Source organism: Saccharopolyspora sp. ID03-671 (assembly GCF_045278815.1).
GTDB classification, from domain to species: Bacteria; Actinomycetota; Actinomycetes; order Mycobacteriales; family Pseudonocardiaceae; genus Saccharopolyspora; species Saccharopolyspora ipomoeae.
Genome location: NZ_CP134054.1, coordinates 2,352,903 through 2,367,312, shown reverse-complemented (window position 1 = coordinate 2,367,312; position 14,410 = coordinate 2,352,903). Strand labels below are relative to the sequence as shown.

Genomic DNA, 14,410 nt, shown 5'->3' with positions numbered 1-14,410 from the left:
TGACCAGAGGCTTTGGTCCGGTTCGGTCCAGTCACGAGCGACGCGCACGGATTACGGCAGTAACCGGGACCCCGATTACTGCCGTAATCCGCATGGATCTTCGAACAGCCGCTTCTCGAACAGGATGACGGCAAACCGCTCGAAGTCCCGACGTCATCGGTCGTGGACGTCGTGTTGGTTGTGGCTGGGGGCTCGGGAGGTTCGGGTGGGGTGGGGTTTGCGGAGGCCGAGGGCTCGGCGGAGGTCGCGTCTGGTCTCGTCGAGCATGATGCGGAGCGGCCGGAAGGCGACGACGAGCACGATGGCGTCGCGCGGGCCGAGGAGGGTGTCGAACCACGTGTCGATGTCCGGGCGGTCCGACGTCGGACGGGTCGTCCACAGCCCGGACTCGGTGTCGTCGTAGGCGTCGGTGATGACCAGCGTGGCGGGGTCGAGCCGGTCGGCTTGGCCCAGCGCGGTCGCGGCGTCCTCGGCGATGCGGCCGATGTGCTCGGGAATCTCCGCACCGGGTGCCGGCCAGGCGGTGTCGCTGCGGCCTGCCGCGGTCGACCACGCGCCGTAGACCAGTGGATTTCCCGTCCGCATGACCGCGTGCAGGGTGCGCGGGGCGGACCTGATGAGCGCCGCGCGCAGCAGCGCACGCCAGATCCGGCCGGAGATCCCCGTTCCCTGGTGGTCCGGGTGCACTCCTGCGGAGTTGGCGTAGAAGCACTTGCGCCCGCCGAACACCCGGTTGTTGCTGGCGACCCACGCGATCGGCAGACCCGACGAGTCGAAGACGACGACCAGGCCGTCGAGCTCGTCCAGGTTGTCGTCGGAAAGCCAGTCCTGCCAGTACTGCTCGGTCGTCGCCGTGAACGCCCGCACCGCGACCGGTGGGAACGTCCTGCGCAGGTGCTGCCTGGCCGGAGCGGTGAGCGTGGTGCGGACCCGGGTCCAGAGCAGTCCCGTGAGATCCGGGCCGACGGAGATCTTCTTCGCGCCGGCGAGCACTTCCGGAGGTGTCATCGTCGATTTCCCGGTGTGGTCGGTTCGTGCTGGGCGACCGCGCGCACGGCCGCTTCGAGGCGGGTTCGCAGATCGGTGCTGATCCGGACCGGGGCGGGTTGGTCGAAGGCCCGGCGCAGCAGGGCCGTCGGCAGGTCGACGACGCAGGTCGTGATCACATCCACGGCGCCGCCGTCCCCTCGCCCCCACAGCTCGGTGGCCAGGCGGCGCAGCACCTCCGACACCAGCCTGCGGTCCAGGTCGAGCAGCGAATCCGCCAGTTCCGCGGGAAGTTCGGGGCCGAGCAGCTGCTCCCGGCTCACCGTCATGAGCAACCGCGCGGCCGACGGGCGCCGCTCGGCGAACACCGTCGGCGCGTCGGCAGCCGCGACCAGCGCGTTGACCGCCGCCGACTCCCCGGCTTCGCGCAGCGCCCGATCGATGAGGTCGGTCTGCAGGTCCAGGAAGTCGATCGCGGCGCGCAGCCACAGCTTCCCGCGCAAGGCCGCCAACGAGCCGAAACCGTGGTAGATCGCCCCGTTCGGCACACCGGACTCCGCCGCGAGCGCGCGCACGGTGAGCCGCTCCGGGCCGGACTCGGCGACGAGGCGCTCGGCCACGTCCAGCACCCGGTCGAGGTCGTGCACACGAGGTCTGGCCATGCCCGGCACAGTAATGGAGCGCCTGCTCCAGAATCAAGCGGTCGCCATCTCCCCTCGCGTTCCCGCGGGTCGCTTCGCGGGTGCGCGGAGGGTGAGGACTCCGGTCAGGGCGAGGAGGAAACCGGGGATCGTGGTGAGGTGGAAGGGCTGGTCGAGGGCGAGGGTGCTCCAGGTCGCGGCGACCGCGGGGGTGAGGAAGAGCAGGGCGCTGACGGTCAGCGGCCCCGAGCGGTCCAGGATCAGCAGGTAGCACCCGTAGCCGCCGACGAACGGCAGCAGCACGAGGAAGGCGATCGCGGTCCAGAACTCGGGTGCGGCAGGTGGGGTGACACCGCCGCCTGCCATCGCGACCAGGGCGAACCCGGCCAGCGCCGCGGCCGATTGCACGGTCAGCGAGTCGAGCAGGTCGTGGCCTTCGGGGCGGGGTCGGCGGTCGCCGAGCAGCGTGGCGAGGGTGAGACCGGCCGTGCCCGCGACGACCGCGAGCATCCCCAGCGCACCGCCGCCGGATCCGATGTCGGTGACGACCACGAGCGCGACGCCGGCGACTCCGGCCGCGAGGCCCAACGTCCTTCGCGCGCCCAGTGGTTCGTGCGCGAGCCTGCTGGTGAGCACCGCGACGAGCACCGGCTGCAGCGACGCGATCAGCGCGCTCGTGCCCGCCGGGACCCCCAGCGACGCGCCGTGGAAGACGCCGGACAGGTAGATCGCCTGCCCGAGCGCGCCGAGGACGATCTCGTGGATCAGGAACGCGCGCCCGTACCGGCGACGTCTCGCAACGGCGATGGCCAGCAGGATCGCGGTCGTCACCGCGTAGCGCCAGAACAGGCTCGTGTTGGCCGAGGCGCCGGTGTCGGCCGCCATGCCCGCGCCGACGAAACCCGAACTCCAGAACACGACGAAGGCGATCGGAAGCAGTGCTCGCATGTGGCCAAGTAACCATACCGGTCGGTATACTCGCAGTGTCCTTCCAGTCGAGTACCGCGGTTCTCGACTGGAGTGCCCGATCGGAGGGGGTTGTGGTGGCGCGCACTGCGAATCCGGACACGCCTGCTGGGCGGCGGATCCTCGAGGTCGCCGGGGTGCTGTTCTACGAGCGGGGGATCGGTGCCGTGGGCGTCGATCTGATCGCCGAGGAGGCGGGGACGACCAAGAAGACGCTCTACGACCGGTTCGGGTCGAAGGACGCGTTGGTCGCGGCCTACCTCAGGCGGCGCGAGGAGCGGTGGGAGGAGTTCCTCGACGAGTGGATGCGGACCCGCGCGCCGCGGTCCGGGCTCGATCGGGTGCTCGCCGTGCTCGACGCGGAGGAAGCGTGGTGGGCGGGCAGCAGGCGCGGCTGCGCGTTCGTCAACGCCCACGCCGAGCTCGGGGAGAGCGACCACCCGGGGCACGAGGTGCTGCGCGAGGGAAAGCGCCGCTCCCGCGCGAAGTTCATCGCCCTGCTCGCCGAAACCGGCGTCCCCGACGCCGAAACCCTCGGCGCCCGGGTCCACATGGTCTACGAAGGCGCCATGGTCAACCTCACCGTCGGGGGAATGACCGGCGCCTTCGACGAAGCCCGAGCCACGATCCGCGCCCTCGTGGGGGAGGGGGCCGGGTGACGAGCCGGCACGTCAGTCCGCGGCGACTCGGATCTTCTCGCCGTCGGTGAGCTTCACGAGCTGGTCGACGTCGAGGGGGACGATGGTGTGCGGGGTGCCCGCGGCCGCCCAGATCGTCGGGTGGTCGTCGAGGGCTTCGTCGATGAACGTGCGGAGCGGGGCCGGGTGCCCGATCGGGGCCACTCCGCCGATGGCCTGGCCGGTGGCGGCGCGGACCTGCTTCGCCGAGGCCATCCGGACCTCGTCGGCGCCGATGTTGCGGGCCAGCAGGTCGGTGTCGACCCGGTGCCTCCCGCTGGTCATCACCAGGACCGGCTGCTCGTCGGCGAGGAAGACGAGGCTGCTGGCGATCGCGCCGACCTCGCACCCGAGCGCCGAAGCCGCCTCGGCGGCGGTGCGCGTGGAGTCCGGCAGCTCCCGCACCTGCGCGGTCACCCCCGCTTCGATCAAGCTCTCCTGCACGATGCGACTGCGCTCGGGAAGCTGCTGATCACCCAACATCTGTGACGATTCCCTCCGACGTCGTTCTCCGAAGCGGCACGAGGAACACCTCTGATGCAGCGAAAACTACATCCGGATGGGGGGAACGCCGCACCTACCTCGTAGTTCTCGCCGCGTCGGCATCGGTCGTGATTCCGGTCCTGTTCGGGTTTCGCGGGGGTGGGGGGCTCATATGCTGGGGTGGTTGTTCCGCTGAACGGGGGAGTGCAGTTCGTTGGGTGAGACGGTCCGGACCGGGTACTTCGAGCGCGTCGGGGACGGTCGGTACAAGCCGACCGCGCACGTCGGCGGGGCTTGGCGGGTCGACGAGCAGCACTTCAGCCCGCTCGGCGGGCTGATCGTGCACGCGATCGAGCGGGCCCGTGCCGCCGAAGGCCGTCCTGAGCTGGTGATGAGCCGGATCAGCTTCGACATCCTCGGGCAGATCGCGCTGGAGGAGTTCGAGGTCCAGGTCGAGATCGTCCGCCCGGGGCGGACCATCGAGCTCGTCGAGGCGACCGCGGTGATCGGCGGCCGGGCCGTCGTGCGGGCGCGCGCGTGGCTGCTGGCCGAGGTCGACACCGGGATCGTCGCCGGAGGGGAGCCCGAGAGGCTGACACCGCCGGAGCAGGTGCCGCCGTGGCCGATGGATTCGGTGTGGTCCGGCGGTTTCATCGAATCGCTGAGCACCCGCGTCATCGGCGAGCCGCAGCCCGGCCGGACCACCGCGTGGGTGTCCACCGGCTACGACCTCGTCGCCGGCGAGCAGGTCAGCTCGCTGGCGTCGTTCGTCGCGCTCATCGACACCGCCAACGGCATCGCCGTGCGCCAGGAACCCACCAAGTGGATGTTCCCCAACGTCGACCTCACCATCCACCTCTACCGCGAGCCCGAGGGCGACTGGACCGGGCTGGACACCAAGGTCACCTTCGGCTCCCGCGGTCAAGGTCTGACGAGCACCGACCTGCACGACGTCACCGGCCCGGTCGGTCACGCCGAGCAGATCCTCACCGTCCGCCCGCTGACGACGTGAGCTAGGGGTTGCTGCGGGGGTCGGCGACGGCCGCCGGTGGTGCGGCGGATCGTCCTTCTGGGCGGCGGGATTCGACCGCTGTGCGGCTTTTTTGGTGAATTCCTGACAAGGTCACTTCTTCGTGGGGTTCTTCCGGGAGCATCCGCTGCGCAGAACTTCCCCCGCAGCGAGAGGTGTCCCCGCATGAAGACCCGATTAGCCGGCGCGACCGCCGCTTTCGTGGCCGGTGCCGCCGCGTCCTTCGTCGCACCCGTCGCGGTCGCCGCCCCCGCGACTCCCGCGCCCGCCGCCGACGGCTGCTACACCTGGAGCCAACCGCTCAGCGAAGGCGCATCCGGTGATGAGGTGCGCAACCTGCAGATCCGGGTGGCCGGATATCCCGGGAACGGCGGGCGGCTCGCCATCGACGGCGTCTACGGCGCAGGCACCCGGGACGCCGTCGCCCGGTTCCAGGAGGCCTACGGCCTGAGCGCGGACGGCGTCGCGGGCGAGTCGACGTTCGCCAAGATCTACGAGCTGCAGGACGACGACTGCTCGCCCGTCAACTTCGACTACTCCGAGATCAACAACTGCAACTCCGACTGGTCCGGCGGCAAGGTCTCGGCCGACGAGGCCAAGTCCAACGCGCTGGTGACCATGTGGAAGCTGCAGGCCATGCGGCACGCGATGGGCGACGCGCCGATCCAGGTCAACGGCGGTTTCCGCAGCGTGACCTGCAACGACTCCGTCGGCGGCGCGCCCGACAGCCGCCACCTCTACGGCGACGCCGCCGACCTCGGCGCGGGCTCCCAGGGCTTCTGCGCGCTGGCGCAGCAGGCCCGCGACCACGGCTTCGGCGAGATCCTGGGCCCCGGTTACCCCGGGCACGACGACCACGTCCACGTCGCCGGTGGCGCCGACACCTGGTCGGCCCCCGATTGCGGGATCTGACAGGCGTTCTCACGCCGCGGGCACCCGGTCCTCGCCGGGTGCCCGTACTGCACCCGCAGGAGAACGGCACGTGTTCGCGAGATGTCGATCGGGTGTTACGCGGGTGTGGCGGGCATGACGTGTGATGTGACTATCCGTAGCCGACGCTGACAACCGCGCGTCATCTCCGACATAATGGTTGAAGCTTCCACGACGCAGTCGGGAGCGCTCCGCGGGGAGCCGGCCACCCGGACAGGTGCGCAACGCCGCCCCCGCCGTCACCACGAGAACTTCTCCACCTGCGGTTCGCCGCGCCCCGATAGCGGCGAACCGCGCACCACCCCGTCACTTCCGGACGCGAGTCGCTCCCGCGGCTCGCCCCGGCCGGGCGCGGACCGAACCCCCAGTCGGACCCCCGGCCGGAGAGGGAGCGAGCCGGGACCCTGTTCCCCCGGGGTCCCGCCTCGCGAATCCCCGAACGGGGATTGAACGGGCCGACGGAGATTCCCCCCAACTTCCGTCGGCCCGTTCACCTTCTGCGGTCGAGCTCGGCGGTGCGGGTTGCTCGGGTGGGGTGAGGAGAAACCGGCTTCCCCGGTTGCGGCTTCACGCCGGGGGGTTGATGCCTCGGTGGTAGCCCTTGCCCGTGCAGTGGGGGCAGGTTCGCCATTCGGCCATGGTCATGCCGGTCTGCATCTCCTCGGTGGCCTGGATCATGTAGAGGCGCGGCTCGCTGATCTTCTTGAGGCCGCCGCAGGTGAAGCACAGGGCGTTGGGGCCGTTGGCCTCGATACCGGCGTTGTCGCCACCCTCGTCCGACATGGGTCGATCCTCACACGGGCGGTCCGCAACCCCGCTGTCGCCCCGGGTTTTCCCGGCAGTGCGGGCAGCGGGCCAACGACATCACCGTCGAGACCTTGCCGGTGTCGACCGACATGAATCGGCGGGCCACCTTGATGTTCCCGGTGCCGTCGCAGCCCCGGCACTCCGAGCTCTCCTCCTCGGGCACGTCCTCACCTCCGTCGCCGCGACGCTACCGCCGGACGACCGGCACGTCACTTTCGTCAACCAGCGGTTGACGACACTCGTTCGTCAACCTATGGTTGACGCATGGCTGAGAACATCCCACCCACCATCCGCCTCGACGACCTCATCGACGGCATCAAGAAGTCCAACGGCGACGCGCTGTCCCAGCTGGAAGGCGCCGTGATCGTCGCCGACCACCTCGGCGACCTCGCCGACCACCTCATCGGCCACTTCGTCGACCAGGCGCGCCGATCCGGCGCCTCCTGGACCGAGATCGGCCGCAGCATGGGCGTTTCGAAGCAGGCCGCGCAGAAGCGCTCCGTGACCAAGGGGTTCGACGACGACTCCGGCAACGGGTTCAGCCGGTTCACCCCGCGAGCGCGCAACGTCGTGGTGCTCGCGCAGACCGCCGCGCACGAGGCGCGCAACGACGAGATCCGCGTCGCGCACCTCGTCCTCGGCCTGCTCGGCGAGCCGGATGCCGTGGCCGCCAAGGTGATCGAGGACCAGGGCGTCACCTTCGACGCCATCCGCGAGGCCGCGACCGCGACGCTGCCCGGCGCCGTCGACGACCTGCCCGCGCTCGTGCCCTTCGACGCCGACGCCAAGAAGGTGCTGGAGCTGACGCTCCGCGAAGCCCTGCGGCTCGGCCACAACTACGTCGGCACCGAGCACATCCTGCTCGCCCTGCTGGAGCACGAGGGCGGCGACGGCCTGCTCTCCGGCCTCGGCCTGAACAAGGCCGCAGCGGAGGAGCGGATCACGGCCGTCATCGGCGACATCGTCCGCGGCCAGTCCTGAAGCTGGGCCGTTCGGCCGCTTGTTCTCGCCCGGGCGCCGGGTGAGGCTACGCGGTGGAGGGGCGATGTGGGTTCTGCGCGTGGTCGGCACACTGGTGTCGATGGTCGTGCTCGTGGCCGGAGCGATGGCCGTGCAGCCGACCGTGACGGTGTCGTTGCCGATCATCGATCCGGTGCCGCAACCCGCACCTGAACCGCCGCCTCCACCGCCACCGCCGCCCGGACCGCCGGTGCTCGCGGTCAAGATCGACAACGCGCCGCAGGCTCGCCCGCACACCGGGACCGGTGCCGCCGACATCGTCTACGTCGAGCCCGTCGAAGCCGGAATCAGCCGCCTGATCGGCATTTTCGCCTCCCGGACGCCGCCCGTGGTCGGGCCGGTGCGCAGCGCGCGGCAGACCGACCTGCGGTTGCTGGCCCAGTTCGGCCACCCCACGCTCGCCTTCTCCGGAGCTGCGCCCGAGCTGCTGCCCGAGATCGGCCGCGCGCCGCTCACCAACGCCTCCCAGCAGACGCTGCCCGGCGCGTTCCACCGCGGGCCCGGCGTGATGCCGCACAACCTGTTCGCCCGCACCGACCGGCTGCCGCCCGGCGCGGGCTGGTCGCCCGCCGCCCCGCTGGTGTTCGGGCCGGCCCCGGCGGCCGGGGGCGTGCCCACCGGGCACGAGGAGATCGCCTACCCGCACGCGCGCGTCGGTTTCGACTGGGACGGCGCGCGCTGGCTGGTGTCGATGGACGGGCGGCCCTACGTGACCACCGACAGCGGTCGCGGCGCCGCGAGAACCGTTGTGCTGCAAGAGGTTCCGGTGTCCAGCTCGCCGTTCCAGGACGTCTCCGGCAACGTCTCGCCGTTCGCCGAGACCGTCGGCGGCGGGCGGGCCGTGGTGCTGCGAGACGGCCACAAGTTCAACTCCTACTGGAACCGCCCGGCGCCCGAGGTCGGCACGACCTACACCACCGAGGCCGGGGAACCGATGACCTTCGCGCCCGGGCAGGTGTGGGTGGTGCTGGTGCCGCAGGCCCGGTGACAGATCGCGAAACCCGAGCGGGACGGCGACGAACGCCACATCGGCGACCGCTGTCGGTGTCAGTCGCTACTCTCGGAAGACATGAGCGATCGCCGTCTGCTGCTGGTCCACGCCCACCCCGATGACGAGTCCACCGGGACCGGCGCCACCATGGCCCGCTACAGCTCCGAAGGCGCCACCGTCAGCCTCGTGACGTGCACCAGCGGTGAGCTCGGCGAGGTCATCGCCGACGACCTCGCCCACCTGCGCGGAAAGCCGCAGGAGCTCGGCGAGTACCGGCGCGGTGAGATCGAGCGCGCGCTGGTCGAGCTCGGCGACATCCGCCAGCACTGGCTCGGCGGCCCCGGCCGCTTCCACGACAGCGGCATGGCCGGGGAGGACTCCAACGACGACCCCCGCGCCTTCGCCAAGGCCGACCCGGCCGAGGTGACCCGCGCGATGGTCGCGGTGCTGCGCGCCGAGCGACCGCACGTCGCCGTCACCTACGACCGCAACGGCGGCTACGGCCACCCCGACCACATCGCCGCCCACGAGGCGCTGATGGGCGCGCTGGAGCCCGCCGCCGACCCGTCCTACGAGCCGGACCTCGGCGATCCCTGGGACGTGCCGAAGGTGTACTGGACGGCCATGCCGCGCTCACTGCTCACGCGCGCCGTCGAGGAGGGGTTCCTGGCCGAGGACGCCGTCGCCGCCTTCGAACCGAGCACGGTTCCCGACGAGGAGCTGACCGCGCAGATCGACGGCCGCCGGTTCCACGCGAACAAGCTCGCGGCCCTGCGCACCTACCGCAGTCAGGTCAACGTCGACGACGACGGCTTCTTCGCCAAGATGGTCAACGACGAGGAGTTCGGCCGCGAGCACTACGTGCTCGTCCGCGGCGACCGCGGCCCGGGAGAAGGGCCGCACAACTGGGAAACGGACTTGTTCTCGGGCCTGGACTAGGAACTGGTTCGCAGTCGCGGCCGAGCCGCTGTTCCAGGTGTGGGGCTCAGCCGGCGCCGCCGCGGGTTCTGAGCGCCTTCGTGGCGAGTACGCCGGGACGCCGCGTATGCACATACTCAAGGAGCGGCGCACGGAGTCCACGGAGGCGCTCAGGTTCCGCTACTGGCACCGCCACGCAGAGCGACCACAGCAACGGTTCCTCAACCCGCTGCCAAGTGGGAGCGGTCCGCTGGGGTCGGGTGTGGTGGCCAGGGGCCGAGTTCCGGGAGGTCGCCCGCGGGGAGGCGCTGGGGAGGGCGTCCTGCCAGCCAGGCCGCGAGGTCGTGGGCCCGGCCGGTGATCTCGACGTCGGCGACCGGGCTGATCTCGCCGTCGGCGGACCAGCGGCGGGGGCCGTCGGTCTGCCGCAGCGCGACGCCGGCGGGCAGCCGGGGCAGCAGGAACTCGATGGCGTGGTGGCAGAAGTCCTCGGTCCACTCCTGCGGCCCGACGCCCAGATCCAGGTCGACCAGGTGGATCCAGACCTCGCGCCAGCGCATGAGCACGATCCCGGCCAGGTCGCCGTTGCGGAAGCGCACCGGGCGCTCCCAGTCGGCGGGGGAGGCGTGCGACCAGACGGCTTCGAGCACCCCGACGTGGCGGTTCAGGCCGTCGTGGTGGGAGAACGCGTTGCCGCCCGACAGCCCTTCGATGATGGCGTCGCGCTCGGCCTGACCTCCCTCGTAGGCCTCGACGAGCTCGCCGTTCAGCGCCAGCGAGCAGACGCGGGCGAACGCGCGGGCGTTGTCGGTCAGATGTGCCAGCACGTGCCCGCGGGACCAGCCGGGCAGGAGTGAGGGGGCGGCCACCTGCTCATCGGTGAGCGTGGCGGTGAGGCCGAGCAGCCGCCGGTGGCCCTCTGCAACAGCTTTCAACGGAGGCATCACGCGGCGTGATCCTAGGGGCGGATCACCGGTTTGAAACCACCTCGGCCTGATCGGTACCCGAAAGAGGTTATCGGCGCGGTTATCAAACTGTGTTGTCGGGAAACAGGATTCGTGCGTTCTGCGGTGTCCAAGATCCTTTTCGGATTGTTCGATCGGCGAAACGCCCACTGATCGGACACGAGGAGGATGCACGTGGCGACGCGACGCGTGCGATTACGGAGAACGCTCGCCGTGGCGGCGAGCGTGCTGGTCACGGGCACTGCGGTGGTCGCGGGAACCTCGGCGGCTCAGGCGTCGCCGGTGACCTGGGGGCCGTGCGAGAAGGCCGTGCTGCGGGACGTCCCGCTCACCGAGCGCCACCTGTACAGCTGCGCGAAGTACCCGGTTCCGGTCGACCACGCCGATCCGGGCAAGGGCACCGTCGACATCGCGATGATGCGGCGGGCCGCGAGCGAACCGGGCGAGCGCATCGGCTCGCTGTTCCTCAACCCCGGCGGTCCCGGGGGAGCGGGGTTCGACATGCCGGTCGGTGCCGTGGACCGCTTCGACCCGGCCGTGCTGGAGCGCTTCGACGTCGTCGGGTTCGACCCGCGCGGCATCGACCGCAGCACCCGCCTGCGCTGCTTCCGCAACGCCGAGCAGGCCGACGCGGTGCTGGGCCGGATGTCGTCGGTGCCCGTCACCGAGGGGCAGATCGGCACCACGATGGGCGCCTACGGCGACTACGGGGACGCCTGCGCGAAGAACGCCGGTGAGCTGCAGCGGCACATGAGCACCGCTGACGTCGCCCGCGACCTGGACCTGATGCGGGCCGGTGTCGGCGACGCGCAGCTGAACTTCGTCGGCTTCTCCTACGGGACGCTGCTCGGCGCGACCTACGTCAATATCTTCCCGGACCGCAGCCGCGCGATCGTGCTGGACGGCAACGTCGATCCGGCGCTGCGCACCGCCGACGGCGTGCAGTACGACCGGGAGCGGGCCGCAGGTTTCGAGCTCGCGCTGGACGCCTACCTCAAGCGCTGCGGCGCCGAGGCGGCCAAGTGCGCGTTCGGCGAGGGCGACACCCGGGCGAAGTTCGACGAGATCCGCACCGTCCTGCGGCGGGGGCCGATCGCGATGCCCGACGGCACGAAGATCGACCTGGACCAGTTCACCGACGCCGTCAGCAGCGCGCTCTACGACCCGGAGCAGTTCCGGCAGCTGGGCAGCGACCTGCAGGGCCTGCACCTGACGCTGCACCCGAAGGCCGGGCTGATCCCGGATCTGCTGCGGGTGCTGCAGCTGCCCGCGAACAAGCACCGCAAGGACGCCGTCGGCGACGCCGAGAAGTCCTATGTGGACGACTCGTACTTCGCGGTGAACTGCACCGACAAGCCGTTCCCGAAGAAGCCGGGTCTGGTGCCCGCGATCGCCGCGCAGTGGGAGTCGGAATCGCCGACCTTCGGGCGCAACCAGGCGTTCAGCGACCTCGCCGGCTGCTCGCAGTGGCCGCCGACCAGCCCCGACGTGCACCGCGGCCCCTGGGCGCACCGGGCGGCCAACCCGGTGCTGCTGTTCGGCAACTTCTACGACCCGGCGACCCGGTACGAGTTCTCCCGTCGGATGGAGGGCGAGCTGGGCAACGCGCGACTCGTCAGCGTCGACGCCTTCGGCCACGCCATCCTCGGCGACAGCTCGTGCGCCGACAGCCGTGCCGCCGACTACCTGATCAACCTGCGCGTCCCGCGGCCGGGTGAGGTCTGCCGGCCGGACGAGCAGCCGTTCTGAGGGCCGACGCGAGGGCCGTCGCTCCGAGGAGAAGGAGCGACGGCCCTCGTCGTGGGCAGGGGTCGATGCGCCGGTCGCCTCTCGGCGAGTGGCGCGACGCGGCTCCAGCCGGACGGTATTCCGCGAAGGCGGTAGATGAGGCCCGGGGACTCGGAACGCTCGACCGGTCGGTTCAACGGCGCCCGGTTCCGCGTTGTTCCACCCCTGGAGGTGAGCCCGCTCTCATCGCACCGGCGCATTCGATTTTGCGGTGCGCCGAAACCCGCATTTGGTGAAATGGAAACGCGAATTCCTCCGTTCCCCGATATTTGACGCATTCATCGATTCCGGTAATGTCTTCCGCGGTTGAAGGGGAGTAGTCCGAGAATTCGCGGTCGACATGCTGGTGCGGCGTCATCGCACCCGGCCGTGAGCCTTGCGTTCGAGGTGGGCGAGACCTTCGTGTTCTCGGAAGGTGGGTTTCGCATCGTGCTGGGCAGCATCGCGCTGAGTTCCGCAGCAATTTTCGTCGCCGAGCTTGGCGACAAGTCGCAATTGATGGCGATGACGTTCGCCACCCGATACCGGTGGTGGCAGGTGCTGCTCGGCATCACCGTCGCGACCACGCTCGTGCACGCCATTTCGGTGGCGCTGGGATTCGGTCTCGGCGAACTGATGCCGACCGAGTGGATCGCGCTCATCGCCGGTGTCGCGTTCCTGTTCTTCGCGGCCTGGACGCTGCGCGGCGACCGCCTCACCGAGGAGGAGAAGCAGCGGGCCCACCGCGGGTTCACCTCGGCCGTGATGGTGGTGACGCTGGCGTTCTTCCTCGCCGAGCTCGGCGACAAGACGATGCTGGCCACCGTCACGCTGGCCACCCACCACGACTGGCTCGGCACCTGGATCGGCTCGACCGTCGGCATGGTGCTGGCCGACGCGCTGGCCATCGGAGTCGGCCTGCTGCTGGGGCGTCACCTGCCGGAGAAGGCCGTGCGCTACGGCGCGACCGCGCTGTTCGTCCTCTTCGGCGGCTGGCTGATCATCGACTCCGCGTTCGCGCTGCTGGCATGACGGGAGTTCAGGTCTGACCGGGTGATCGCCGCCGCGCCGGGCAACCCGTGACCGCTGCCGGGGGTGTTCGTTAGCGGGGTGGGCACGGCGGAGGGAACGCGATGACCTGGATGATCTACGGCGCGAACGGGTTCACCGGACGGCTGGTGGCCGAGCTGGCGGTGGAGCGCGGGGAACGCCCGGTGGTCGCGGGTCGCGACCCCGGCGAGGTCGCCGCCTTCGCCGCGCCGCGCGGGCTGGAGTCGCGGATCTTCGACCTCTCCGAGCCCGCCCGGGTCGCCGAGATGCTGCACGACGTCGATGTGGTCGCGCACTGCGCCGGTCCTTTCTCGGCGACGTCTGCGCCGATGGTCGAGGCCTGCCTGCGCTCGGGCACCCACTACCTGGACATCACCGGGGAGATCGACGTCTTCGAGTCGATCTTCGCCCGGGACTCCGACGCCCGCGACGCCGGAGTGGTGCTGCTGCCCGGCGCCGGGTTCGACGTGGTGCCCACCGATTGCCTCGCCGCCCTGGTCGCCGCCGAACTGCCCGGCGCGACCCGCCTGGACCTGGCGTTCCAGGCGGGCGGCCGGATCAGCCCCGGCACGCTCGCGAGCGCCCTGGAGGGCGCCGCGATCGGCGGCCGCGCCCGCGTCGACGGCGAGCTGCGCGCGGTGCCGCTCGCGTGGCGGCGCCGCGAGGTCGCGTTCCCGTCCGGTCCGCGCCAGGTGACCTCGCTGCCCTGGGGCGATGTCGCCACCGCCTACCGCAGCACCGGCATCGGCACCATCACGACCTTCGCCCGGCTCCCGATCCCGGACCTCGGCGACGGCCTCGGCAAGGTGGGTCAGGCGGTGCTGGGTTCGACGCCGGTTCAGCGCTTCGGCAAGGCCGCCATCGGCGCCTTCGTCAAGGGCCCGGGGCGGGGGATCCGCTCGCGCAGCTGGGTGGAGGTCTACGCCGAGGCCGCCGACGACGCGGGGCGGTCGGTCTCCGCCGCGCTCATCGGCCCCGACGTCTACGACATGACCGCGGACGCGGTCCTGCGCGCGGTCAGCGCCCTGCGCGCCGACCCGCCCGCACCCGGTGCCCACACCCCGTCGACGGCGTTCGGGGCCGACTTCATCCGCCGCCTCCACGGGGTGAAGGTCATCGAGCCCGCCTAGGGCTCGGGAGGGGACGGTTTTTCCTCGAATCACCCATGATCGATGTCC

At 70.9% G+C, this 14,410-nt stretch carries 16 protein-coding genes; 9 read left to right on the top strand and 7 right to left on the bottom strand.

Features of this window, described 5'->3' with window-relative positions; translation table 11 throughout:
- Positions 1-153: 153 nt before the first annotated feature.
- From REH65_RS10515 to REH65_RS10505, 3 genes are read right to left on the bottom strand one after another with little or no spacing between them, the layout of a single operon-like run.
- Positions 154-1,008, bottom strand: a complete 855-nt coding sequence (locus tag REH65_RS10515; RefSeq protein ID WP_406692281.1) for a GNAT family N-acetyltransferase — start codon at positions 1,006-1,008, stop codon at positions 154-156.
- The gene (locus tag REH65_RS10510; protein WP_406692280.1) at positions 1,005-1,649 is read right to left on the bottom strand and encodes a helix-turn-helix domain-containing protein; all 645 of its coding nucleotides are present in this window, start codon (positions 1,647-1,649) and stop codon (positions 1,005-1,007) included. Before REH65_RS10510 ends, REH65_RS10515 begins: the two co-directional genes overlap by 4 nt.
- A 33-nt stretch (positions 1,650-1,682) precedes the next feature.
- Positions 1,683-2,576, bottom strand: coding sequence for a DMT family transporter (locus REH65_RS10505; RefSeq protein ID WP_406692279.1), 894 nt, complete (start codon positions 2,574-2,576; stop codon positions 1,683-1,685).
- Positions 2,577-2,671: 95 nt separating this feature from the next.
- Here REH65_RS10505 and REH65_RS10500 point away from each other — a divergent pair, with 95 nt between their 5' ends.
- Positions 2,672-3,253, top strand: a complete 582-nt coding sequence (locus REH65_RS10500) for a TetR/AcrR family transcriptional regulator (protein WP_406692278.1) — start codon at positions 2,672-2,674, stop codon at positions 3,251-3,253.
- 12 nt (positions 3,254-3,265) lie between these two features.
- On the opposite strand, the gene REH65_RS10495 is transcribed toward REH65_RS10500, so the two are convergent.
- Entirely contained in the window at positions 3,266-3,754 is a 489-nt protein-coding gene (locus tag REH65_RS10495; protein WP_406692277.1) for a YbaK/EbsC family protein, read from the bottom strand.
- A gap of 214 nt (positions 3,755-3,968) precedes the next feature.
- Here REH65_RS10495 and REH65_RS10490 point away from each other — a divergent pair, with 214 nt between their 5' ends.
- Together REH65_RS10490 and REH65_RS10485 are read left to right on the top strand one after the other, a co-directional pair.
- Entirely contained in the window at positions 3,969-4,766 is a 798-nt protein-coding gene (locus REH65_RS10490) for a thioesterase family protein (RefSeq protein ID WP_406692276.1), read from the top strand.
- Positions 4,767-4,949: 183 nt separating this feature from the next.
- Positions 4,950-5,696 carry a D-Ala-D-Ala carboxypeptidase family metallohydrolase gene (locus REH65_RS10485; RefSeq protein ID WP_406692275.1) on the top strand — a complete coding sequence of 249 codons (747 nt, stop codon included), beginning with the start codon at positions 4,950-4,952 and terminating at the stop codon, positions 5,694-5,696.
- A 585-nt stretch (positions 5,697-6,281) separates the two neighbouring features.
- Here the strand turns inward: REH65_RS10485 and REH65_RS10480 are convergent.
- Positions 6,282-6,497 carry a hypothetical protein gene (locus REH65_RS10480; protein ID WP_281458861.1) on the bottom strand — a complete coding sequence of 72 codons (216 nt, stop codon included), beginning with the start codon at positions 6,495-6,497 and terminating at the stop codon, positions 6,282-6,284.
- Between the two features lie 10 nt (positions 6,498-6,507).
- A complete protein-coding gene (locus REH65_RS10475) occupies positions 6,508-6,684 on the bottom strand; it encodes a hypothetical protein (RefSeq protein WP_406692274.1) in 177 nt (58 codons plus the stop codon).
- 101 nt (positions 6,685-6,785) lie between these two features.
- On the opposite strand from REH65_RS10475, the gene REH65_RS10470 reads away from it, so the two are divergent.
- The 3 genes from REH65_RS10470 (at position 6,786) to mshB (ending at position 9,471) form a co-directional block, all read left to right on the top strand.
- Positions 6,786-7,502, top strand: a complete 717-nt coding sequence (locus tag REH65_RS10470; RefSeq protein ID WP_406692273.1) for a Clp protease N-terminal domain-containing protein — start codon at positions 6,786-6,788, stop codon at positions 7,500-7,502.
- Between the two features lie 64 nt (positions 7,503-7,566).
- Positions 7,567-8,529: a DUF3048 domain-containing protein gene (locus REH65_RS10465; protein ID WP_406692272.1), complete on the top strand. Its 963-nt coding sequence runs from the start codon at positions 7,567-7,569 to the stop codon at positions 8,527-8,529.
- A gap of 99 nt (positions 8,530-8,628) precedes the next feature.
- Positions 8,629-9,471, top strand: a complete 843-nt coding sequence (gene mshB / locus REH65_RS10460; RefSeq protein WP_406693143.1) for an N-acetyl-1-D-myo-inositol-2-amino-2-deoxy-alpha-D-glucopyranoside deacetylase — start codon at positions 8,629-8,631, stop codon at positions 9,469-9,471.
- A 200-nt stretch (positions 9,472-9,671) separates the two neighbouring features.
- Here mshB and REH65_RS10455 read toward each other — a convergent pair whose 3' ends face one another.
- Positions 9,672-10,394 (bottom strand): maleylpyruvate isomerase family mycothiol-dependent enzyme, encoded by a 723-nt coding sequence (locus REH65_RS10455; RefSeq protein ID WP_406693142.1) that lies wholly within the window; start codon positions 10,392-10,394, stop codon positions 9,672-9,674.
- 189 nt (positions 10,395-10,583) lie between these two features.
- Between REH65_RS10455 and REH65_RS10450 the strand changes: the two genes are divergently transcribed.
- The 3 genes from REH65_RS10450 (at position 10,584) to REH65_RS10440 (ending at position 14,362) form a co-directional block, all read left to right on the top strand.
- Positions 10,584-12,164: an alpha/beta hydrolase gene (locus REH65_RS10450; RefSeq protein ID WP_406692271.1), complete on the top strand. Its 1,581-nt coding sequence runs from the start codon at positions 10,584-10,586 to the stop codon at positions 12,162-12,164.
- 408 nt (positions 12,165-12,572) lie between these two features.
- Positions 12,573-13,214 (top strand): TMEM165/GDT1 family protein, encoded by a 642-nt coding sequence (locus REH65_RS10445; RefSeq protein WP_406692270.1) that lies wholly within the window; start codon positions 12,573-12,575, stop codon positions 13,212-13,214.
- Positions 13,215-13,315: 101 nt separating this feature from the next.
- On the top strand, positions 13,316-14,362 hold the full coding sequence (locus REH65_RS10440; RefSeq protein ID WP_406692269.1) for a saccharopine dehydrogenase family protein: 1,047 nt from the start codon (positions 13,316-13,318) through the stop codon (positions 14,360-14,362).
- The last annotated feature ends 48 nt before the right edge of the window (positions 14,363-14,410 follow it).